The organism is Hymenobacter arizonensis (assembly GCF_900115775.1).
Classification (GTDB): Bacteria; Bacteroidota; Bacteroidia; order Cytophagales; family Hymenobacteraceae; genus Hymenobacter; species Hymenobacter arizonensis.
The window spans coordinates 368355-390012 of the sequence record NZ_FOXS01000006.1 but is presented as its reverse complement, the minus strand read 5'-3'; the positions used below and the strand labels follow the sequence as shown (position 1 = coordinate 390012).

Sequence of the window (21658 nt, the reverse complement as noted above, 5' to 3'; positions counted from 1 at the left end):
CAACTGCCTCATTCCGTTTGGGTGAGGTTTTTTTATGCCCCGAATATCTGGTGGCTGTGCCTGTAGGGTCGTTCGCATGGCTGATTAGCAGAATTTTTTTAAAGAGAATGAATCGCATTCAATTCTTAACCTTATGTTTGTGGTGTACTAGATAATTAGTACACTAAAACAATGAGCTCATGGTTCGCATCCAAGACCTTCATTTTGGGTACTCCAAACGGGTGCCGCTGTTCGAAAGCCTCAACTTGTCACTGGAGCGGGGGCACATCTACGGCTTGCTCGGCAAGAACGGGGCCGGCAAGTCCACGCTGCTGAAGTGCATTGTGGGGCTGGCCTTTCCCTGGTCGGGTGCCTGCACCTTGCACGGGCAGGCCACGGCCCTGCGGCGGCCCAGCGTGTTAGCCGACCTCTTTTTTCTGCCCGAAGAGGTGCACATGCCCGCCATCACGGGGGAGCAGTTTGTGGCCAGCACGGCGCCCTTCTACCCGCGCTTCGACCGCGCCCAACTGAGCGGCTACCTGAGCGAGCTGGAAGTGCCGGCGCACGCCAAGCTCTCGGCCATGTCGTTTGGCCAGCAGAAGAAGTTCATGATTGCCTTCGCGCTCGCGGCCAACACCAGCTTGCTCGTGATGGACGAGCCCACCAACGGTCTCGACATCCCCTCCAAGGCGCAGTTTCGCAAAATCGTGGCCTCGGCCCTGGGCGAGGAGCGCTGCGTGATAATCTCGACCCACCAGGTCCGCGACCTCGACGCGCTGATTGATACCGTGGTGGTGGTGCACGACCGCCGCATTGTGCTCAACCACAGCATGGACGACCTCACCGAACGCCTTCGTTTCGGCGCCGCCCGCCCCGACGAAGCCCAACCCGCCCTCTACACCGAAGCTTCGGCGCGCGGGCAGCACGGCATCTGGCCCAACCCGGCCGGGCTGCCGAGCCGCGTCGACTTGGAATTGCTATTCAATGCCCTGGTCAGCGGCAATACTGCTTTGGCAACCTATTTAACTCAAACTTCTCATGAACCAGCATTTTAACATTTCCCGCTTTGGGCTCTTGCTGCGCAAGCACGTTGGCGAGCACATGCGCAGCTACCTCATGGGCACGGGCGTGCTGGCCGGGGTGCTGGCCCTGGCCCTGGGCGGGCTCACCTACCTGGCACGCCAGCCCTTAGAGGCTAACACACAGGTCGCATTATTCTCATTTTTTCTGATGTTGTCGGGGGCAGTCTTTACCTCAACGGTATTTGAGGCTTTGGGCGACCAACGGCGGGCAGTTCCAGCACTGCTTTTGCCTGCCTCGCACCTGGAGAAATACCTGGTGGTGTGGTTGCTCTCGCTGCCGGTATTCTTGGTCGTGTTCACAGCCGTATTTTTTGCCGTCGATGCCCTTACCATCCAACTGGCCGGAGGGATTGTTTCGGGCCTACTGCTTGATTTTTCGAATCGGCCCGGAGACCTCAACAGCATACTGCTGTATTTTGCCCTGGTACATGGGGTGAGTTTGTGGGGCGCCATCTACTTCCAGCGGTTGCACGTCATCCGAACCGCTTTTACGGCATTTGGCTTACTTGCAGTGTGTTCGGTGCTCAATTTCCAGGTGTTGAAGGGGCTGCTTTCTCCGGATATTCGATTCGCGCCTCCGTTTGCCGACATGACGCTGCGCGAAGGTGACCAAGTGTTTTCATTGGCGCTGGGCAACAGCCAGACGGCCTTATTCGGAATACTGGCGCTGGCACTGGCCGTGCTGTTTTGGTTGAGCGCCTATGCCCGACTGAACGAGAAACAACTTTAAGCGCGGGTATCGATATGGAATTCAACGACAACGAAGCCATCTACCTACAAATTGCCGGGTACGTGGGCGAGCACATCCTGCGGGGGCAGTGGCCCCCCGACGACAAGATTCCGTCGGTGCGCGAGCTGGCCGGCGACCTGCAAGTCAACCCCAATACGGTGATGCGCACCTACGAGCACCTGCAAGGTCAGGAGGTGATTTACAACAAGCGAGGCATCGGCTTTTTTGTGGCGCTCGACGGACCCCAGCGCGTGCAGGAGCAGCGCAAAGCCCGTTTTCTGCAGCAGGAGCTGCCCGCCTTTTTCCGCAACATGCGCCTGCTGGGCGTGGGCTTGCCCGAGATTCAGCAGCGCTACGCCGATTTCCTGGCCGAACACCCCGAGACTCAACCCACGCTCGCTCCCCAATCATGAAAAACAGCCTGAAGTTTTTAACCGCCGCGGGCCTGCTGCTGCTGGGCTCCCTCACCGCCTACAACGCCGCCCTGCGCAACGAGTACCGCCTGGGAGCCTACAAGAACCCGGTCCTGAACTACGACCTGCAGTCGCAGCGCAACTTCCGCACCGTGCACCTGCCGGGGGCGGGTCTGCTGAGTGCCCGCATCGAAGAAGGCCCGTTTGGGGTGTATGTGAGCAAAGAGGCGGCAGACTTCGTACGCATCACCCAGGAAGGCACTGAGCTGACGGTTGCGCTGAATTTTGCCGAAGAAGTAAAGTTTAAGGGCGGAGGCAATGCCGTGATTATTCGCTGCCCGCGCCTGGATGTGCTCACGGCTAGCACCACGTATGTGGTGAATGGCCGGGTCGAAAAAAAGCTGCCGCAGCACTATCCCAACTTCGCCATGCTGGTGGTGCAGGGCTTCACCCAGGACAGCATGCGCCTGGTGCAAGACGGTACTGCGCGGGTGGTGCTAGTCAATAACCACCTTGGCCACCTGCGGGCCAGCGTGGGCCAAAGCCCCGGCAGCACCGCTCAGCTCGACTTGAATTCCTCCAATACGCTGGCTTCGACCGATATTCGGGTGGACAAGCGCGGCAAGCTGAATGCTGAGAATGTGGCCCTGCCCAAGCTCCGCTGGCAGTTTGGCGACAGTGCCCAGGTTACAATGTCGGGCGCGGCGCTCGCGAGCTTGGCGCGCTAGGGGAGGCTGCCTACCGGCTAAGCCCCACGGTAGGTATCTGATGCGTTTCAAATATGTAAAAAGGCCCGGCAAAACCTGCCGGGCCTTTTGCTTTTGCGTACAGCCATGAGGACTAATTGTATTCTTATGGCTAATAAATCCGTTGCTGAAATCATTATCGACACCTTGCAGGCCGCCGGCGTCAAGCGCGTTTTTGGGGTGGTGGGCGACTCGCTGAACGGCATCACCGAAACCATTCGGGCACGCGAAGGCATCGAGTTTATCGGGGTGCGCCACGAAGAGGGCGGCGCTTTTGCTGCCGGCGCTGAGGCCTACCTCACCGGCGACCTGGCGGTGTGCGCCGGCTCATGTGGGCCCGGCAATACCCACCTCATCAACGGCTTGTTTGACTGCCACCGCAGCCGCGTGCCCGTGCTGGCCCTGGCCGCCCAAATTCCGAGCGCAGAAATCGGGACCGGCTATTTTCAGGAAACCCACCCCGAGCGGCTGTTTCAGGAATGCAGCCATTACTGCGAGCTGATATCGGTGCCCGAGCAGGCCGTGCGCACCATTGAATGTGCCGTGACCGCGGCGCTGGGCAAGCGCGGGGTGGCCGTGGTGGTATTTCCCGGCGATGTGGCCGAACTCAAGACTGAAGCGCCCGAGGTACGGCTGCCCACGCTGGGCCGCCACAGCGCCCTGCATCCTTCCGAGGCCGATATTCGCCAGGCCGCCGAGCTGCTCAACGCCGGCGAAAAGGTGACCATCCTGGCGGGAATTGGCTGCGCCGAGGCCCACGCCGAGCTACTGCAAACGGCTGCGGCCTTGCATGCGCCCGTGGTGCACGCCCTGCGCGGGAAGGAGTTTGTGGAGCCCAATAACCCCTACGATGTGGGCCTGACCGGCCTGCTGGGCATGCCCGCCGGCTACCACGCTCTCCTGGATGCCGACACTGTGCTGATGCTCGGCACTGACTTTCCGTACCGGCAATTCTTGCCGGACGATGCCCGCGTGGTGCAGGTAGACACCCGCGCCGAGCACATAGGCCGCCGCACCCGCGTGGAAATCGGGCTGGTGGGCGACGTGGCCGCCACCCTGCGCGCCTTGCTGCCGCGCCTCACGCCCCGCAACAACTCCGACCACCTGACCGAAGCCCAGGAACGCCACCGCGCCGACGAAATCAGTCTGGCCGAGCTGGCCACGGGCGAGCCCGGCGACACCAGCCTGCATCCCCAGCACGTAGCCCGGCTCCTGGACGAGCTGGCCAGCGAGGACGCCGTTTTTACCTGCGACGTGGGCACGCCCACCATTTGGGCGGCGCGCTACCTGCACATGAACGGCCGGCGCAGCCTCATCGGCTCGTTTGTGCACGGCAGCATGGCTAATGCCCTGTCGCAGGCCTACGGCGCTGCGTTGGCCCAGCCGCACCGGCAGGTGATAGCGATGTGTGGCGACGGTGGCCTGGCCATGCTGCTCAGCGAGCTGCTCACCATTCGGCAGCACAAAATCCCGGTCAAAATCGTTGTTTTCAACAACTCGTCCTTGGGTTTTGTGGAGCTGGAGATGAAAGCAGCCGGCATTCTGGAATACGGCACCGAGCTGGACAACCCCGATTTTAGCACGGTAGCTGCGGCGGCCGGCTTGCGCGGATTCCGCGTGAGCGACCCGGGCCAGCTGGAAAGCGTGTTGCGCGAGGCCCTGGCTCACGACGGCCCCGCGCTGGTCGATGCCGTGGTGAAACGCCAGGAGCTAAGCATGCCGCCCAGCATTGAAGCCAAACAGGCCAGCGGCTTCAGTATCTACGCCATGAAGGCGCTGATGGACGGCCGCGGGGGCGAGCTTTTGGAGATGGCCAAAACGAACTTGTTTCGGTAGCAGAAACGTTGAAAAAAGGCCCGAAGGGGCTAAAAATGGCGGACGGGCGTAAATTTGCCCTGCCCTTCTTTCTGTGCAATGACAAACAAAGAAATCAAAGCCCTTATTTCGCTGCTCGACGACCCGGAGGTGGCGCCCCAAATCCAGGACAAAATTCAGAACCTGGGGGAAAGCATCATTCCCTTTCTGGAGGAGTCGTGGGAAGAAACCCTGGATGCTCAGCAGCAGCAGCGCCTCGAAGACCTTATTCACCACCTGCAGTTTGAGGGCTTGCAGCAGCGCCTGCGCGTGTGGCGCGAAGCCGGCGCCACCGACCTGCTGGAGGGCATGTGGCTGCTGAACACTTACCAATATCCCGATGCCGACCTGCAGGCCCTGAACCGCGCCATCGAGCAGCTCCGCTTTGAAGCCTGGACGGCCATGCGCCCCGAAATGCACCCCGCCGACCAGGTGCAGGTGATGAACTACGTGATGTTCCGGGTGCACAAGTTTGCGGCCAACACCCAGCATTTCCACTCGCCGGCCAACTCCATGCTGCAGCGTGTGATTGAGACCAAGCGCGGCAATCCACTCACGCTGTGTGTGATTTACCTATTGGTGGCTCAGCGCCTGCACCTGCCGGTGTTTGGGGTGAACCTCCCCAATCTTTTCGTGCTCACCTTCCGCCCCGAGCTGCCGGGCGCCGAGCCGTTCTACATCAACTGCTACAACCGCGGCCTGGTGCTCTCGCGCACCGATATCGAGCACTATGTCAGCCAGCTCAATATTTCGTCGAATCCGATGTTTTTTGAGCCCTGCACTAATCTGGACATCGTGCGCCGGGCCCTGCGCAATTTGCAAATGAGCTTCGAGAAGCTGCAGGAGCCGGGGAAAGCAGCGGAAGTGGCCGTGCTGCTGGGAATTTTGGAGTAGCGGAACCTCACCCCCTGACCCCCTCTCCAAAAAAGAGGGGGCACCAGAAATGCTTTTGATTGCTCTATAACGAAAAAGCCTGCTCTACAGCAGGCTTTTTCGTTATAGACATTTTGCTTGTGCAAAGCCGGTGCCCCCTCTTTTTTGGAGAGGGGGTCAGGGGGTGAGGTGCTGCTTAACGCTTAATCAAGCAGCCTGCCGCGCGCTTATCAGCTACGCCGGCTGGGCGGCCGGCCAGCACGTTATCCAGTACCTGCTTTAAGTAGGGCTGCTGCACGCTGCCGGCCATTTGCGGGTTGTCATCGATGGCGCCGCGGTAGCGAATGGCGAAGCCGCCGGCGCTAGGCTGCAGCACCACGGCCTCAGCGGTTTTGCTCACGCCGAGCAGGTTGCTCACTTGCTGGCTGGCATCGGTGAGGGTGGGCAGCTCTACCTCGCCGGGGGCAGCGGTGCCGGGGGCGTCGAGGTTGATGGGAACGTTAATGAACAGAAATTCCACGCCTCGGCTGCGGTAGTTGTTGCTGAGGGAAGCCAGCCGCTCTTGGTACAGGCGGGAAAAGGCGCAGGCGGGGTTCAGGAACACCACCACCACGGCCTTGTTGCCGGCGTAGCTTTTGAGGGAGACGTCGGCGTTGGCGGCGGTCTTGAGGGTGAAATCGGTAACGGTACCGGTTTGGGCACGGGCCACACCCATTGCCAGGGTGCCGGAGAGCAGAGCTACGGCAGCGATGGTAGAAATTCGGCGGAAGGACATGGCGTTAAGGTAAGGCATGTTTGTAGGAAAGCGCCGCAGGTTACGAAAATGATTCATGACAATACGTGAGAACGTAGCCGGGCGCCGGCTGGCAGTAGCAAATGCAGTGCCGGGTCTCGGCACAGTCTAATACCAACGTAGCAGGGATTTCGCCGGATTCCTCCGGAACGAAAGAACTCAGCAGGAGTTGTTTCTTGAAAATAATGCCGCGCTGCGCAGCCAGCTTATAGAGCGTTTCCTTGGCGCTCCACAGGCGGGTATAATGGGTGTTGGCGGCCTCGGGCGCGGTCAGGGCCGCCGCGGCTGCATCGTCCCACTCCAGGGTGCTCAGGAACTTGCTGGCCAACCGCTGGGCCTTATCGCGAATTATTTCCACGTCGACGCCCGCGCGTCCGCCGGCGGCCAGCACCGCCGCCACCCACTCCCCCGAGTGCGACAAGGATAGAGTTAAATTATGGGTCGGGCCTGCTAGCCACGGCCGGCCGGTGGCATCATTGTGCACCACCATATCGGCGGCCGTGGCGGCAGTCAATTCTTGTAGCAGGGTATGGGCCAACGCCCGGCCAGCCAGCCATTGGGCTTGCCGGCTGGCATCGGCCGTGGCTGGCATTAGGGCTTGGTAGGCGGCGGCCTGGGGCAGCTGCGCCCACAGCTCGGCAGGGGTTTCGGTGAGCTGCCACAGGCCAAGCACGGCGGTAGGGGAGAGGTGCTGCAGGGAGTGAAGTGGCATGGGTGGGGCGCGGGTAGTGCAGGCAGCAAGAGGGCGGCCATCATCTGGCAGCTGGCGGCGAACAGTAAGCCGCTGCTAACGAATAACTGGCAGCGAAGCTACCTTTGCGGAGCCCGTATGTCCGAGATTTTCCGCCCACCTGTTACCAAAATTGCCACCTTAGCTGGCCACCGCGACGCAGTGTATGCTCTGACGGGTGGCTCGGGCAGCACCATTTATTCGGGCAGTGCCGATGGTATGGTCGTCGGCTGGGACGCTGCCGAGCCTGCCCAGGACGGTGTGCTGCTGGCCCGCGTTCAGAACTCAGTATATGCGCTGCGGCACCTGCCGGCGCTGAATTTGCTGGTGCTGGGGCACAATTTTCAGGGCATTCAGGCCATCGACCTGGCCCAGCGGCAGCTGGCGCACGCCACGGCTCTACCCCCGGTGGCCATCTTCGAGATGGTGTTTTCGGAAAGCCGGCAACGGCTGTACGTGGGCCTCGGCGATGGCACGCTGGCCGTGCTGACGGTGCCGGATTTTAAGCTGGAAAAACTCCTGCGCATTACCGACAAAAGCCTGCGCTGCCTGGCCCTGCACGAAGGCCGCGGCGAGTTGGCCGTGGGCAGCTCCGACACCCTCACTCGCATTCTGGACCTCGATTCGCTGGAAACCAAGTTCACGCTGGGCGAGAGCACCAATTCGGTTTTTTCGGTGGCGTACTCGCCCGACGGCGCGCAGCTTTTCACGGCCGGGCGCGATGCCCAAATCCGCAGCTGGGACGTGGCCTCGGGCTATGCCCTGACTGGCACCGTGCCCGCCCACATGTACACCATCAACCACCTGGCCTTTAGCCCTGACGGCCGCTATTTGGCCTCGTGCAGCCTCGATAAGAGCATTAAGCTCTGGGATGCGGGCACCATGAACTTGCTGCGCGTGCTAGACAAGGCGCGGGCGGCCGGACACGGCACTTCGGTGAACCGCCTCGTTTGGCCAGGCGCCGAAAACCGGCTAGTTTCGTGTAGCGACGACCGCAGCTTAGCCGTATGGGAAGTGATGAGCTGTTAGCTAACGGCTACTGGCTGTTGGCTTTCCGTCGAAAGCAGGGCCATATGAAATAACCTAAAAGAGCTAAAGGCCAACGGCTATTAGCCAACAACTATAAGTCATGAAAATTACCGCCCTCGATATCCGCCAGAAAACGTTTGAAAAATCCTTCCGCCGCGGGGTTGATAAGGACGAGGTGGAAGCATTCCTGAACACCATCTCGCAGCAGTGGGAGCGGTTGGGCGATGAAAACCGCGAGCTGCGCCTGAAGCTGGAGCACGCCCAGCAGGACGTACAAAAGATGCGCGAGGTAGAGAGCAGTCTTTACCGCACCCTGAAAACGGCCGAAGACACCAGCAACAACATCACCGAGCAAGCCTCGCGCGATGCCGATTTGCGCATCCGCGAAGCTCAGTTTCAAGCCGAGCAGCTGCTGAGCGAGGCCCGCCAGCGCGCCCGCATGGTGGTGGAGGAAGCCTACCAGCAGGCCGAAAAAACGGTGTCGGAAATGCAGCGCGAGGTAACTGGCCTCGGCCAGGAGTGCCAGCGCCTGGAGCAACAGCTCGACAGCCTCGCCCGCGACCTGCACCACCTCGCCTCCGATGCCCTGGACAAGGTGGAGAAGGCCCGCAACCGGCCCAAGGGCAGCACCGCGGCCATCCTTTCCCGCGCCGCGCGCGTACAGGTAGAACGTCCGAAAGAACCGGTCGTTGAACCCCTACCCGAGCCCACCCCCGCTATGCAGGTTACTTCTTCTTCCGCTATTTCTTCGGCCGCCGCAGTGGCCGCTGCCGCGCCCGCTACTTTTGAGCGCCCGGTATCGCAGCCCGCAGCCCGCAGCGCCCAACCCGAGCCCAAGGGCGAAATCAGCCAGACCTTGGCTTACAACCCCAAGCCCGGCCAGCAGCCCGACCCTTATCAGGAGCCCACGCCGGACATCGAGCGGCCCAATGCCCCGACCGAAGACCCTGGCATTTCGCCGGCGCCCCACGTCGACCCAGCCGAGCCTTCCCGCGTGCCAAACCCCGGCGCTCCCCGCGTCGACCCCACCGACCCTTCGGAGGTGCCGCATCCCGGCGCTCCGCGCGTGGACCCCACTGGCCCAGAAATCTACCCCAATGGCCCTGGCCGACCCGAAATCAATCCGCCCGCGCCCATGCACCCCGGCATGGAGAATGCAGCAAGCACTGAGAAGGTGGCCGTGAAAGAAGCCCCAGTCGCTGCAGAAGCCGCCGTAGCAGTGGCAGAAAAGTCGTTCTTCGACGAAATCTAGACCACGGATTCATCCGGATTTTTCGGGTTTCACGGATTTTGTAAACGAAGCTGTTTAGGAAAGCTTAAAGCACTAGAGCGTCATGCTGAGCTTGCTGAACCGGAGGTCGCGGCGTAGCCAAGTATCTCTACCGCTTCGCCAGCGGCGTTCCAATCAAGTGGTATAAGAGCATTTGGTAGTTTCGGTACGACTGCTTCTAGAGATTCTAAATACTTAATGACAGAAGAAAGCCTGCCACAACGGTAGGCTTTCTTTTTTATGCACCGACCTTTGCCAACGGAGCAGCTTTAGCTGTTGCCACTTGTGTCAAGGAAGCGTTGCGCTTCCCGTTCTGTTTTCCGCTTACCATTTCACTCCTCGCCGCATGGGCCAAATCGCACTCGAAGGACTAGAGTTTTTTGCTTTCCACGGCTACTACGACGAGGAACAGAAAATCGGGAATAAGTACGGCGTGGACCTCTACATCACCACCAACCTGCTGGCGGCCGGAGAATCGGATAAGCTACATCAGACGGTAAACTACGAAGTGCTCTACCGCATGGTGGCCGAAGAAATGCGGGCCCCCGCCCGGCTCCTGGAGCACGTGGCCCACCGCGTGCTCGACCGCATCATGGCGGAATTGCCCGGTGTGCGGAAGGTGCGTGTGAGCGTGAGCAAGTTCAATCCGCCACTGGGCGGCATCTGCCAACGGGCCCGCGTGACGCTGGTGCAGAAGCGGAAGCAAGGGGCGAAGGCTCAGAGCTAGGGTAGCGCTGCCAGAAAGCCTATTATTGTCAATGAAATTATTTGCCTGATAGACAGATAATTGATTTCTGTTAAGCTGCTTGTACGAATTATTTCGTAGTTAGCTCTTGCAACTACGAAGGCTTTCGTAACATCTTTGCCTCATCCTACGAAATAATTCGTAGTACTCTCACGTTTCCCCAGCATGAGCAAAGCACCGCCCCCCAAACCTACGGATGCCGAATTGGAAATCCTAAACGTGCTCTGGCAGCACGGGCCCGCCACCGTGCGGGCCATCAACGACCACCTCAGCCAGCGCCGGCAGGCCGAAGTGGGCTACACTACCACCCTCAAAATTCTGCAGCTGATGCTGGAAAAGGGCCTGGTGCGGCGCGACGATGCCGACCGCAGCCACGTGTACCGGGCGGCAGTGCGTGAGCAGGAAACCCAGGGCCTGCTCCTCGACAAGTTCGTGGATGCCACCTTCGGCGGTTCGGCCCTGAAGCTGGTGATGCAAGCGCTGGGCAGCCGTCAGACTTCGGCCGACGAGCTGGCGCAAATTCGCCGCTTGCTCAACGATATTGAAATCCAAAACTCCACCTCTAACCCCGACGACGATGAACGCGCTTGAGAATTTCGTTTCACCCGCGCTCATGCGGGCTTTGGGCTGGACCTTGGTGCACTCGCTGTGGCAGGGGGCGCTGGTAGCGGCCGTGCTGGCCGGGGCGCTGCTGTTGCTGCGTCGGCAACGGGCCGAGGTGCGCTACGTGGCGTCGGCCGGGGCGTTGGGCGTGGTGGTGGCGCTGGCCGGCATCACGTTTGGGCTTTATTTTTCTGCCGGTACTAGTACAGATGCTTTGCTGAAGCCCAGCAGCTTGAAACCCACGCTGGCTTTGCCGCTGAAAACAGATAAAGCGCAGCCGGCTACTGCTGGCCACACGGTATACCTGGCCACGCTGGGCACGTCGCCTGCTGGCAGTGCTCGCTCTGCCCAGGAAGCGTCGGGAGCACCTGGTATTGCGCCGGTGCAAACGGCTCCTGACCAGTCAGGCGCCCGCGAAACTTCAGAGGCTGCGGCCATGAGCTGGCTGACCGCTGGTCTGCGCTATTTCGACCAGCACCTGCCGCTGCTGGTAGTAGCGTGGCTGCTGGGCCTGCTGGCCATGAGCCTGCGCATGCTGGGCGGCCTGCTGTATGTGCAGCGCCTGCGGCGCTACCGGGTTCGGCCCCTGAGTGCCGAGTGGCAAGCCCGCTTTGCTGCCCTGGCAGCTCGCAGCGGCGTGCGCCGGCCGGTGGCCCTGCTGGAGTCGGCGCTGGTGCAGGTGCCGCTGGTGGTGGGCCATTTGCGGCCGGTGGTGTTGCTGCCGCTGGGCGTGGTGGCAGGCCTTTCGCCCGCTAGCCTAGAAGCCATTCTGGCCCATGAGCTGGCCCACGTGCTGCGCCGCGACTACCTCGTGAACCTGCTGCAAACCGTGGCCGAAGTGCTGTTCTTCTATCACCCGGCCGTGTGGTTTGTAGCCAACTGCGTGCGCGCCGAGCGCGAAAACTGCTGTGACGACACCGCTACTGCCCTCTGTGGTGGCAACTCGCTGCGGCTGGCCCGTGCCCTCACAGCCCTGGCCGAATGGAGCCAAAGCGCGGTAGTGCCCACCGCTCCCCGCCTGGCCCTGGCTGCCATGGGCAAGCACGGCGCCCTGCTAGCCCGGGTGCGCCGCTTGGTGCAGCGCCGCCCAGCTGCCCCTACCTTGGCTGAAGGCATTATGGCCGGTGCTTTGGTGTTGGGAGGCTTAGGGCTATTGGGCAGCAGCGTGGCTCTGGCTGGTCCTTTAACGCAGCCTGCCACCCCGCCCAGCAAGCCGGCAGTCTCACCCTCTAATGATTTGGATTCCCTGCCCGCTATGCTTCCGGCCTGGGACGTGGCCGCTCCGGCCTCCGGCTGGGGCTTGGCCCAGAGCCAAGAGGAATTGCATCCGTTTGTAGTGAGCGGTGATACTACGCTTCGGGGCCGGGCGAGCCGGCGCAAAGCCAGCCGGAGCAGCAGCCGTTCGGTCATCATCACGGGGCGCGCAGTGGCCGCGCCAACTACCTTCCGGAACGACCCCGGCACGGTGGTTATCACGAAAGATAAAAAAGGCCGCCTGACCGACCTGGTGGTAAACGGCCAGCGCGTGGAAACGGAGCCGGCTTCGAAGTCGGGCAAACGCAAGCTCAAAATCAAGGAGAAAGGCGGCACGCAGGCCGATGGCCAGCAGCTCGAAGTTGTTCGGGTGGTGCCGCAGAGCTCGCCTGAAGCGCGGGGCTTCGTGTACCGGAGCGAAGGCGGCGTAACCTCCTTTGGACGTGCTGGGGCAGGCGGCGCAGAGTACCGCACCCTGACGCCGAACCGCGGTTATACCGTGTATCGGGATGTTGTGCCCAGCCTTCGCCACGCGCCCGACGGTCGCACGCGCACCTACCGTTTGGCTCCCAGCGCGCCCCTCATCAACGGTGAGCCTTTGCGTGTTCAACTCGAATCGTTGCGCAGCCAGCGCGAGTCGCTGCAGACGGCCGAAAGCGCCTTGCGCAATGCCAGCGCTGCCAAAAATCTGACTGCCAAGGAGCGCAAAGACATTCAGAAAGGACTTGCCAAAGTGCAGGCGCAGCTGAAAGCCCTGGAAAGCAATACCAGCGCCCCGAGGGTACTGCGCTTCGGCAGCGACCTGCAGGTGCTGGCGCCGGGCACCATCATCAGCGACGAGGCGGGGCTGCTGCAGGACGGCCCCAAGCAAGATGTAACTCGCGAAAAGCGCCGCGAAGAATTGCGCGAGCGCATCCGGGAGTCGCAGCAGGAATTGCGGGAACTGGAGCAAAATCGCACCCAGCAGGACCGGGAGCAGCGGCAGGCCGACCTCGACCGTGCGCAAGCCAACCGTGACCGCGACCGCGCTACGCGTGACCAGGAGCGTGCCGAACGCGACCGGGAGCGCGCCGAGCGGGACCGGGAACGTGCTGAGCGTAACCGCCAGCAGACGGAAGCCATCATGGCGGAGCTGGTGAAGGACGGATTGGTAAGTGACCGGAGCAACTACCAAATCAAGCTGAGTGCCACTAGCCTGGTAGTAAATGGAAAAACCCAGCCCGAAGCCGTTTTTCAGAAGTACATGAAGCTGTATGAAAGCACTACGGGGCGCAAAATGAGCGCCACCGGTTCGTGGATGATGACCCGCAACAGCACTTCTAATACCAACCTGTTCTCTGACGGCAGCGGCAGCAGCTTCGCGCCGCCTGCCCCGCCCACTCCGCCGAGCCCACCTCGCGCGCCAAGGTCTCCGCAGGTACCTACCCCGCCGCGCGCCATGGACGCTCCGGCGCCGCCCCGGCCCCCCAAGGCCCCTCGCGTGGATACCAGAACGCTGCGCGACGAGCTGCGGAAAGATGGCCTGATTGGCGCTACTGATAAAAGCTTTCAGTTTCAGCTCAACGACGCAGGATTTACGGTGAACGGAAAGCGGCAGCCGGACGAGATGGCGGCTAAGTACCGCAAGCTTGTCGGCCACGACCGGCCCGGCCAGGTGCATAACATGTCCATTTCCCTGGACGATTAGTAAGGTCGGCAGGGATAATGGCCCGACCGAAAAGTCTGCTCTGGTGTAGCAAGGTGTCGTGCTTCGGCAGGCTCACCACAACCACTCTGGGCTTTGTGGTTGGGTTCTAAGCAAAAGCAAAGGCCGGTGCTCGCTTCGAGTACCGGCCTTTCTGGTTGTTAGTCAGATTTTATTACTGCAGGAAGTTAGGGTACGGGAAGCAACTTTCGGACCTTTGCGGCATCTATGGGCCTACCTCAGGCGAGCTGTATTGGTGTAGTTATATGCGTTGTTTTTTACTGATTGGGTGGTTGTGTTTTTTGACGTGTGTAGCTGCCCAGGGCCAGCCGCATTTGGCGGCCAGCCCTGCGGCCCCCAACGCTGCCCAACCGGCTCCCAAGCGCCAGCTGCAGGCCGTGCGCATCAGCACCCCGCCCAAGCTCGATGGTTTGCTCGATGATGAGGTGTGGCAATCGGCGCCCGTCGCGTCGCAGTTTTACGAGCTGGAGCCCACCCCCGGCCGGCAGGAAAAGCACCCCACCGAAGTACGCATTCTGTACGACGACGCGGCCATTTACGTGGGCGCCATCATGCACGACGTGTCGCAGGATTCCATTCTGCGCGAGCTCAGCGCCCGTGACCAAATCGGTAATTCCGACTGGTTCGGGGTTTTCATCGACACCTACAACGACCACCTGAACGGCTACGAATTCCTGCTCACGCCCGGCGGCGTGCAGATTGACATGCGCAACTCGCCCGCCACCGGCGAAGACGGCAACTGGAACGCCGTGTGGGACTCCCGCACCACGCTGCAGGGCAATGACTGGGTGGCCGAAATGCGCATTCCGTTCTCGGCTATTCGCTTCAGCAACGCCCCCGAACAAGTGTGGGGCCTGAACTTTGGCCGCCAGCGGCGCAGTACCCGCCAGAAGTTTTTCTGGAACGAAGTGAAGCCCCAGGTGTCGGGCTTCGTGAACCAGTGGGGCGAGCTCACGGGCCTGCGCGACCTCAAGCCGCCGCTGCGCCTCTCGCTCACGCCCTACGTGTCGACCTACGTCGACCATTACCCCTTCAACGAGCAGGGCAAGCGAAACACTGCCACCAGCTTCAACGGCGGGGCCGACGTGAAATGGGGCATCAACGAAAGCTTCACGCTCGACGCTACCCTCGTGCCCGACTTTGGCCAGGTGCAGAGCGACAATCAGGTGCTCAACCTCTCGCCTTTCGAAGTGCAGTTCAACGAAAACCGCCAGTTCTTCACCGAAGGCACCGAGCTATTCAACAAGGGCAACCTCTTCTACTCGCGAAGGGTGGGCGCCACGCCCATCGGCTTTGGGCAGGTGGGCGGGCAGGTGCGCCCGGGCTCCCACGAGGTGGACGGCAGCCGCCGTGGCGGCGAATTTGTGCTGCAGAACCCCGGCACCACGCCTTTGCTGAACGCTACCAAAGTATCGGGCCGCACCAGCAAAGGCCTGGGAGTAGGTATTTTCAATGCGTTGAGCAATAACGTGTACGCCACATTGCAGGACAGCACCACCGGGGCTCGCCGCGAGGTGCTCACGCAGCCGTTCAGCAACTACAGCATTGTGGTGTTCGACCAAAGCCTGAAAAACAACTCCTTCGTCAGCCTCATCAACACCAACGTGACACGGGCCGGCAACACCTACGACGCCAACGTAACCGGCGGCCTGTTCCGCTTCGCCAACCAAGCCAACCGCTACGCCCTCGACGGCCGCCTGATTTATTCCAACCGCCGCGGCAAAGCCTTCAACTCGGACCAGGATATATCCGACCAGAACGGCTACAAATACTTCCTGAATTTCGGCAAAATCAGCGGCAAGTTCACCTGGAACGTTGACCACGGCATCGAGTCGCACACCTACAATCCCAACGACCTCGGCCTGCTGTTCAGCAACAACAAGATTTCGCAGTCGCTCAACGCGAACTACAACATCTACACGCCTTTCTGGAAGGTAAATCGCCTCACAACCCACGTCAACCTGCTGTACACGATGCTGCAGCAGCCCCTGCTGCGCTACCAGGGCACCACTCTGTATGCGGGCGCCAATACCACCTTCACCAAAAACTTCCTCTCGGCGGGCATCAATGCCGATGCCTCGCCGCTGAACCGCGACTACTTCGACCCGCGCCGCACGCCCATCGGCGAATACTACGTGCGCCTCCCGGCCAACGTGGGCGTCAACGGCTACCTGTCGTCGGACTACCGCAAGAAGTTTGCCTACGACGTGAGCTACGGCCTCCGCTTCTACGCCGCCGATGGCGACCGCACCGGCCGCAACAACTTTGCCCTGAGCCTGAGCCCGCGCTACCGGGCCAGCAACCAGCTCAGCTTCATCTACAACCTGCAATACGAGCTGCGCCGCAACCAGATTGGCTACGCCGGCGGCCTCAGCCGCGCCCAGCCCGAGGATGCCGCCATGCTAACGGCCTTTGGCCGCGACGTGCTGCTGGGCCGCCGCACCGTCACCACCATAACCAACACAGCCACGGCCACCTACACGTTCACCAACCGCATGTCGTTCAACGTGCGGATGCGGCACTACGTGAGCAACGTGCACTACCTGGACTTCACGCGCCTGCGCCCCGACGGCCTGGAAACCCCCGTGGCCTACCAGCGCAACCGCGACAACACCTTCAACGCCTTCAACATCGATGCCGTGTATTCGTGGTGGTTTGCGCCGGGCTCCCAGGTGAGCATCGTGTGGAAAAACGCCGGGGCAACCCTGCTCGAAGCCAACGCCGCCACGCCGCTTTACTTCGATAATCTGAGCAACACCATCAACACCCCGCACAATAACTCGGTGTCGGTGAAGGTGCTGTACTTCCTGGACTACCTGGCCTTGCGGCCGCGCCGCGCCTAGCCGGTCGGGAGGTGGGGGCGCCTGCCCCGAACCAATTTTTTACAGCTTTTTTTAAATCTTAGCGCTAGGCAAAGGAAGTGTTTGAAAATTTGTGCGTTAGGCAAAATACGTTTGGCTATGGTTTTGGCTTTTCGTAAGCTCAGCCATAACAAGCCCGCCGGGTACTCGCGTAGGTAAGGAAGTATAATGCTGAAAATCAGTTGCTGGCTGACTGGTCGAGGCGCAGTTTATCCTTATCTACCCCCTTGTTTATGGCTTCTGAATCATATCCGCGGCGGCACCCGCTGCTGACTGGCTTTTTTGTGTTGCTCGGCTTGTTAGTGGTGGGCGGCGGCATTGCCTACTTCGCCACCGACCGTGGCCGCGACCTGGCACCCACCCTGGAAGCCCCAACCCTCAACATCAGCAACATCACCCAGGAGAAAATTCGGGGCACGATGGTGGTGCAGATGCGCAACAACGCGCCCGTGGGCCTCAAAATAGACAGCCTGAGCTACGAAACTCTGGTAGACGGCAAGCGCCTGGCCAAGGGCCGCAAAGACCGGCCGCTGGAGATTGAGAAAAACGCCACCAATCGCCTCGAACTGCCCATCAACCTGAACGTTCCCAACCTCAAGAAAACGGCCGAAACCGCCCAGCAAGACTGCGTGACCGTGCAGATGCGCACCGTGCTCTACGCCGACCTGCCCGGCGTGGGCTCCACCAAAATACCCGTGGACGTGAGCAAACGCGTCTACATCCCCAAGCTGCCCAAGATTGAAGTGGCCGATGTGGACATCACCAAGCTGGGCCTACAGGAAGGAAAAGCCATCGTGAACCTGCGCGTTACGAACTATGAGTCCATCCCCTTCACCGTGAAAAGCGTGAACTACCGCTTTCAGATTGAAGACGACCTCGACGTGAAAGGCCAGGAAACCAAGGACGTCACCTTCAAGAAAAAGGGCACCGAACTAATGCCGATTCAAGTCAAGTTCGAGCCCAAATCCATGCCCAAGGTGCTGTTCAAATCCTTGTTCAAAGCCAAGAAAACCGATTACAAACTGAGCGGAACGGCCACCGTGGCGGTAGGGGAGGAAGACGCGAAGGATGCCACCATGCATTTCAATAGTAGCGGCACCGTGAAGGAGCTGAAGGAGTTGGCGAAGGCGGTGAAGGACTAGCGGGGTAGGTTGCTTTCTGTGAAACGGTCTTGTAAAGCGCAGGCGGCAAACCTCACCCCCTGACCCCCTCTCCAAAAGAGAGGGGGCACAGGTTTTGCGGAGTGTAGCGCGGACTTTGTAGTCCGCGTCTGGAAACATTGCCCGAATGGCGCGGGGACGCGGACTACAAAGTCCGCGCTACAATCATTAGGCTCCCCTCTCTTTTGGAGAGGGGCCGGGGGTGAGGTTTCCCGGCTGCGCTCATTATTAACGTTCTGCTATTGCCACCCAGCACGGGCTTCGCTATTTAGCAGCCGTGGTTTGCTGCTCGGCCAGCTTCACGGCTTCGTAGAGGTTCACGATGCCGCCGCTGCGGGACAGCGTAGCAAAATCAACCGATTTTTTGGTGCCCGGCTTGATGACTTTGGTGTGGTATGGCACCGCCGACTGCATGATAATCTGCTTGAGCTGCTGCGGGGTGAGCTGCGGGAAATACGCCTTGAGCACGGCCGCTACGCCCGCCACCACTGGGGCCGCCATGCTGGTGCCACTGAACGTGGCATAGGTGTTGGCTGGTGTAGAGGAATAGATGTCGACGCCCGGGGCAAACACGTCCACGGTTTGTTTGCCGTAGTTGGAGAACTCGGCCACCAGCTTCTCGGTGTTGAGGCGGCTGCTGGCGCCCACGGTAATCTGGTTTGGGATGTCCTGCCCGCTGAGGTAGCGCGCCGAGGGGAAGTTCCGGCCGGCATCGGTGTCGCGGCCGCTGTTGCCGGCGGCGTGCACCAGCAGCACGCCTTTTTGGTCGGCGTACTGCATGGCCGCGTCCACGGCGGCTTTGTCGGGCGAAAAGTCTTTACCAAAGCTCATGCTGATGATTTGGGCGCCGTTGTCCACCGCGTAGCGAATGGCGTTGGCCACGTCTTTGTCGCGCTCGTCGCCGCTGGGTGTCGAGCGCACGCTCATGATGCGCACCGAGGCGGCTACGCCATCGGCGCCGAGCCCGTTGCCGCGCACCCCGGCAATGATGCCGGCGCAGTGCGTGCCGTGGGTGGCGTTGGGGCCCTGCGAGTCGGGGTTGCCGTAGCCCGTTTCGGTGAGGTTGGCGAGGTCGTCGCCCACCAGGGTGCGGGGGTTGTAGTCGGGATTGAGGCTTTTTTCGAGGCGGTCGCGGGAATGGGCCAAGGCCTCGTTGAGGCTTAGCAGAGCCGCGTCGGTGCTGGCGAATTGGTTGCTGCGCAGAAAGCCATTCAGGGAGGCCGCGCTGGGCACATCGGGGCGGGAGCGGGCGGCTTGCCGCAGGGTGGCGGTATCGAGCAGGGCCACATTCAGGGCCTTTTTAACCCGTTCGAACGCGGCCGTGTTGCTTTCGAGCGCGCCGGTTAGCATCGTGAGTTGCTTCTTTTCCTGGGCTAGGTCTTGCTGGTAAGAAGCCTTGGCTTGCTGGTAGACATCGAACTTAACCTGGTCGGCGGCTGACAGCGACCGGCGTTTCTTACCTTCGAACTGCGCCTGGTACTGGGCATAAATGCGGGTTTGCTCCAGGGTTTCTACCCCGATATTCTGGCCGTCTTTGCCGCCCAGAAAATTCCAGCCGCGCACGTCGTCTACGTAGCCGTTTTTGTCGTCGTCAATTCCGTTGCCGGCTATTTCGGCGGTTTTTTTCCACAATATGGGCTTCAAATCCACGTGGGCTGAGTCGATGCCCGAGTCGAGCACCGCTACCAGCACCGGCGTGGGCTTGCGAGTGGCCAGCAGTTCCCGGTAGGCCCGGTCGGCGCTGATGCCGGGCACGCCGTCGGCCTTCAGGTCGAGGTGCTGCCAGCGGCGCAGTTGTTCCGCGGTTTGGGCCCGGCCCGTGAACGAGGTGAAAGTTAGCAGCCCAAGCACGGCCAGGCGTGTAGAAACAGACATATAAACGGAGAGGATGAAGAACCAGCAGGAATGGATTGCCGGTGATGGAAACCAACGACGAAGCTATTCGAAAGTGGCGAGAGTAACTAACCGATGCTCGGCCTCAAGAAATTTTTAATGCGGGCAAATGCGGCCAGCTTTCAGCAGTGGTTCTGAAGTTGGGTGCCGGGTGTTCATTATCGAACACCTGCCCGATGATGAACAGAATCTGGTAAAGTCAATAAGTTGATTTTGTCAACAAATTATTGATTTACAGTAATTTAAACAATTGGCACGGCGTTGGAAATCACCCTAATACCCCTGGGCGGCAGATGCTCAAAACCGGACATGAGCATTTGTCTTGCGCCGGCCTCGCCAGGGAATTTCACTTCCACCTTCCATCTTTTTTCTGTTAGTCATGCAACTCTCATTCAACCTCCTCTCGCAGCCCGTTGCCGAAGTAAAACTCACTGCCCGCTCTGTGGTGCGCCCAGCGCTGCTTGGCCTGATTGCCGTGGTCGGAGCTGGTATCGGCAGCCCTGCCCAAGCGCAGCAAACCCAGCCAGTGCACGTGACCCAGCCTGATGCCGAAAGCCTGCGCATCCGCATCAACAACTCCACCGGTAAGCCGGCCGTGCTGCGGGTGGTGAACCTGACCAAAGGCAATACGATTCTTTACGAAATCCACCGGGAGCCAGCCTATGGCACGCTGCTGAAATTCAACACGCTCTCCAGTGGTCGTTATGCCGTGGTGCTGAGCGTGGGCCCCAACCGATACCGCTACAACGTGCAGGTAGACAGCCAAAAGCCCGGCGGCACCACCATCGCCGTAAGCGAAACGATGAGCCGCCGCGTGGAGAGCGGACTAGCTACGGCGTCTTTGTAAGGTCGGCGGAAAGCGCCAGCAATTCCGTGGCTGCTGCGAAGGGCGTCAACCTTCCGGCAGCCACGGCTTGTTGCGTATCGGGGAGCCGCTGGCGCACCGCCGCTGCCGCGTAAAATCGCGCCTCTAGTTCTTGCACAATGCTTTGGTGCAGCCACTGCAACTGCTGCTGCTGCCGCCGCTTCTGGAAATAGCCATTTTGCCGAGTAGCAGCGGCGTAGTTTTCAATGACCTCCCACACCTCAGCCACGCCGGTGCCGCTCACCGCCGAGGTCAGCAGCACGGGCTGCGCTTGCCCCGACGGCGACGGCGGAAACAGGTGCAGCGCGCTTTGGTAGTCGACGCGGGCGCGGCGGGCGGCTTGCTCGTTACCTTGGTCGGCCTTGGTGATGCACAGGGCATCGGCCATTTCCATGATGCCGCGCTTGAGGCCCTGAAGCTCGTCGCCGGCGCCGGCCAGCATGAGCAGCAAAAAGAAATCGACCATGCCGTGCACGGTGGTTTCGGACTGGCCCACGCCCACGGTTTCGACGAAGATGACGTCGTGGCCCGCGGCCTCGCACAGCAGCAGGGCCTCGCGGGTGGCGCGGGCCACGCCGCCCAGGCTGGTGCCGGCGGGGGAGGGGCGGATAAAGGCCGCCGAGTGCGCCGACAGCCAGGGCATCCGGGTTTTATCGCCCAGAATGCTGCCGCCGCCGCGCTGGCTGCTGGGGTCCACGGCCAGCACGGCCAGTTGTTTGCCCAGGGTTTCAACCAAATACCGGCCTAAGGCCTCAATAAACGTGCTTTTGCCCACGCCCGGCACGCCCGTGATGCCCACGCGCAGGCTGCGGCCGGTGTGGGGCAGCACGGCCTGCAGCACTTCCTGGGCTAGGGCCTGGTCGGCGGGCAGGGTGCTTTCGACCAGGGTAATGGCCCGGCCCAGGATGGTGCGGTTGCCGGCCAAGATGCCGGCCGCGTACTCTGGGGCAGAAAGTCGTTTGGGAGCAGGCATGGGTAACAGCACGGGCTAGGCCCGCGGTTGGGAGGTCAGGTCAGGAGCAGAATTGCTCGATGGCGGCTTATTTTACGGAATCAAACGGCAAGCTAATGGA

General features: G+C 61.0%; 18 protein-coding genes. 14 read left to right on the top strand and 4 right to left on the bottom strand.

Features of this window, described 5'->3' with window-relative positions; genetic code table 11:
* The first annotated feature begins 179 nt into the window (after positions 1-179).
* The 6 genes from BMZ66_RS20150 (at position 180) to BMZ66_RS20125 (ending at position 5698) form a co-directional block, all read left to right on the top strand.
* Positions 180-1034, top strand: coding sequence for an ABC transporter ATP-binding protein (locus BMZ66_RS20150; protein WP_092677703.1), 855 nt, complete (start codon positions 180-182; stop codon positions 1032-1034).
* On the top strand, positions 1018-1791 hold the full coding sequence (locus BMZ66_RS20145; RefSeq protein ID WP_092677701.1) for a hypothetical protein: 774 nt from the start codon (positions 1018-1020) through the stop codon (positions 1789-1791). Before BMZ66_RS20150 ends, BMZ66_RS20145 begins: the two co-directional genes overlap by 17 nt.
* Before the next feature lie 14 nt (positions 1792-1805).
* Entirely contained in the window at positions 1806-2204 is a 399-nt protein-coding gene (locus BMZ66_RS20140; RefSeq protein ID WP_092677699.1) for a GntR family transcriptional regulator, read from the top strand.
* Entirely contained in the window at positions 2201-2932 is a 732-nt protein-coding gene (locus tag BMZ66_RS20135) for a hypothetical protein (protein WP_092677697.1), read from the top strand. The genes BMZ66_RS20140 and BMZ66_RS20135 overlap by 4 nt, the downstream gene beginning before the upstream one ends.
* A 126-nt stretch (positions 2933-3058) precedes the next feature.
* A complete protein-coding gene (poxB, locus tag BMZ66_RS20130; RefSeq protein ID WP_092677695.1) occupies positions 3059-4786 on the top strand; it encodes a ubiquinone-dependent pyruvate dehydrogenase in 1728 nt (575 codons plus the stop codon).
* A gap of 78 nt (positions 4787-4864) precedes the next feature.
* Positions 4865-5698 carry a transglutaminase-like domain-containing protein gene (locus tag BMZ66_RS20125; RefSeq protein ID WP_092677693.1) on the top strand — a complete coding sequence of 278 codons (834 nt, stop codon included), beginning with the start codon at positions 4865-4867 and terminating at the stop codon, positions 5696-5698.
* A gap of 175 nt (positions 5699-5873) precedes the next feature.
* Here BMZ66_RS20125 and BMZ66_RS20120 read toward each other — a convergent pair whose 3' ends face one another.
* Positions 5874-6452, bottom strand: a complete 579-nt coding sequence (locus BMZ66_RS20120) for a redoxin domain-containing protein (protein ID WP_234795177.1) — start codon at positions 6450-6452, stop codon at positions 5874-5876.
* Positions 6453-6492: 40 nt separating this feature from the next.
* Positions 6493-7182: a 4'-phosphopantetheinyl transferase family protein gene (locus BMZ66_RS20115; RefSeq protein ID WP_092677691.1), complete on the bottom strand. Its 690-nt coding sequence runs from the start codon at positions 7180-7182 to the stop codon at positions 6493-6495.
* Between the two features lie 117 nt (positions 7183-7299).
* On the opposite strand from BMZ66_RS20115, the gene BMZ66_RS20110 reads away from it, so the two are divergent.
* From BMZ66_RS20110 to BMZ66_RS20080, 7 genes are all read left to right on the top strand, one after another.
* Positions 7300-8229, top strand: a complete 930-nt coding sequence (locus tag BMZ66_RS20110) for a WD40 repeat domain-containing protein (RefSeq protein WP_092677688.1) — start codon at positions 7300-7302, stop codon at positions 8227-8229.
* Between the two features lie 100 nt (positions 8230-8329).
* Positions 8330-9481, top strand: a complete 1152-nt coding sequence (locus BMZ66_RS20105; protein WP_092677686.1) for a DivIVA domain-containing protein — start codon at positions 8330-8332, stop codon at positions 9479-9481.
* Between the two features lie 364 nt (positions 9482-9845).
* Positions 9846-10226: a dihydroneopterin aldolase gene (folB, locus tag BMZ66_RS20100; protein ID WP_092677684.1), complete on the top strand. Its 381-nt coding sequence runs from the start codon at positions 9846-9848 to the stop codon at positions 10224-10226.
* Positions 10227-10409: 183 nt separating this feature from the next.
* Positions 10410-10835, top strand: coding sequence for a BlaI/MecI/CopY family transcriptional regulator (locus BMZ66_RS20095; protein WP_092677682.1), 426 nt, complete (start codon positions 10410-10412; stop codon positions 10833-10835).
* Positions 10822-13788 carry a M56 family metallopeptidase gene (locus tag BMZ66_RS20090; protein WP_143080304.1) on the top strand — a complete coding sequence of 989 codons (2967 nt, stop codon included), beginning with the start codon at positions 10822-10824 and terminating at the stop codon, positions 13786-13788. Before BMZ66_RS20095 ends, BMZ66_RS20090 begins: the two co-directional genes overlap by 14 nt.
* Positions 13789-14087: 299 nt before the next feature.
* Positions 14088-16649, top strand: coding sequence for a DUF5916 domain-containing protein (locus tag BMZ66_RS20085; RefSeq protein WP_214607034.1), 2562 nt, complete (start codon positions 14088-14090; stop codon positions 16647-16649).
* Between the two features lie 251 nt (positions 16650-16900).
* The gene (locus BMZ66_RS20080) at positions 16901-17809 is read left to right on the top strand and encodes an LEA type 2 family protein (protein ID WP_092677675.1); all 909 of its coding nucleotides are present in this window, start codon (positions 16901-16903) and stop codon (positions 17807-17809) included.
* A gap of 282 nt (positions 17810-18091) precedes the next feature.
* Here the strand turns inward: BMZ66_RS20080 and BMZ66_RS20075 are convergent, their stop codons facing one another.
* Positions 18092-19702, bottom strand: coding sequence for a S8 family peptidase (locus BMZ66_RS20075; RefSeq protein ID WP_092677672.1), 1611 nt, complete (start codon positions 19700-19702; stop codon positions 18092-18094).
* A 397-nt stretch (positions 19703-20099) separates the two neighbouring features.
* Between BMZ66_RS20075 and BMZ66_RS20070 the strand changes: the two genes are divergently transcribed.
* Positions 20100-20567 carry a hypothetical protein gene (locus BMZ66_RS20070; protein ID WP_092677670.1) on the top strand — a complete coding sequence of 156 codons (468 nt, stop codon included), beginning with the start codon at positions 20100-20102 and terminating at the stop codon, positions 20565-20567.
* Here the strand turns inward: BMZ66_RS20070 and meaB are convergent.
* The gene (gene meaB / locus BMZ66_RS20065) at positions 20551-21558 is read right to left on the bottom strand and encodes a methylmalonyl Co-A mutase-associated GTPase MeaB (protein ID WP_092677668.1); all 1008 of its coding nucleotides are present in this window, start codon (positions 21556-21558) and stop codon (positions 20551-20553) included. The genes BMZ66_RS20070 and meaB overlap by 17 nt on opposite strands.
* Positions 21559-21658 lie beyond the last annotated feature (100 nt).

What these genes read in the sequence shown, in the direction of transcription:
- BMZ66_RS20075 (WP_092677672.1), bottom strand. Translation starts at nt 19,702, where the DNA reads ATGTCTGTTTCTACACGCCTGGCCGTGCTTGGGCTGCTAACTTTCACC.
- BMZ66_RS20080 (WP_092677675.1), top strand. Translation starts at nt 16,901, where the DNA reads ATGGCTTCTGAATCATATCCGCGGCGGCACCCGCTGCTGACTGGCTTT.
- BMZ66_RS20105 (WP_092677686.1), top strand. Translation starts at nt 8,330, where the DNA reads ATGAAAATTACCGCCCTCGATATCCGCCAGAAAACGTTTGAAAAATCC.
- BMZ66_RS20150 (WP_092677703.1), top strand. Translation starts at nt 180, where the DNA reads ATGGTTCGCATCCAAGACCTTCATTTTGGGTACTCCAAACGGGTGCCG.
- BMZ66_RS20120 (WP_234795177.1), bottom strand. Translation starts at nt 6,452, where the DNA reads ATGTCCTTCCGCCGAATTTCTACCATCGCTGCCGTAGCTCTGCTCTCC.
- BMZ66_RS20140 (WP_092677699.1), top strand. Translation starts at nt 1,806, where the DNA reads ATGGAATTCAACGACAACGAAGCCATCTACCTACAAATTGCCGGGTAC.
- BMZ66_RS20095 (WP_092677682.1), top strand. Translation starts at nt 10,410, where the DNA reads ATGAGCAAAGCACCGCCCCCCAAACCTACGGATGCCGAATTGGAAATC.
- poxB (WP_092677695.1), top strand. Translation starts at nt 3,059, where the DNA reads ATGGCTAATAAATCCGTTGCTGAAATCATTATCGACACCTTGCAGGCC.
- BMZ66_RS20115 (WP_092677691.1), bottom strand. Translation starts at nt 7,182, where the DNA reads ATGCCACTTCACTCCCTGCAGCACCTCTCCCCTACCGCCGTGCTTGGC.
- BMZ66_RS20110 (WP_092677688.1), top strand. Translation starts at nt 7,300, where the DNA reads ATGTCCGAGATTTTCCGCCCACCTGTTACCAAAATTGCCACCTTAGCT.
- BMZ66_RS20145 (WP_092677701.1), top strand. Translation starts at nt 1,018, where the DNA reads ATGAACCAGCATTTTAACATTTCCCGCTTTGGGCTCTTGCTGCGCAAG.
- meaB (WP_092677668.1), bottom strand. Translation starts at nt 21,558, where the DNA reads ATGCCTGCTCCCAAACGACTTTCTGCCCCAGAGTACGCGGCCGGCATC.
- folB (WP_092677684.1), top strand. Translation starts at nt 9,846, where the DNA reads ATGGGCCAAATCGCACTCGAAGGACTAGAGTTTTTTGCTTTCCACGGC.
- BMZ66_RS20125 (WP_092677693.1), top strand. Translation starts at nt 4,865, where the DNA reads ATGACAAACAAAGAAATCAAAGCCCTTATTTCGCTGCTCGACGACCCG.
- BMZ66_RS20090 (WP_143080304.1), top strand. Translation starts at nt 10,822, where the DNA reads ATGAACGCGCTTGAGAATTTCGTTTCACCCGCGCTCATGCGGGCTTTG.
- BMZ66_RS20135 (WP_092677697.1), top strand. Translation starts at nt 2,201, where the DNA reads ATGAAAAACAGCCTGAAGTTTTTAACCGCCGCGGGCCTGCTGCTGCTG.
- BMZ66_RS20070 (WP_092677670.1), top strand. Translation starts at nt 20,100, where the DNA reads ATGCAACTCTCATTCAACCTCCTCTCGCAGCCCGTTGCCGAAGTAAAA.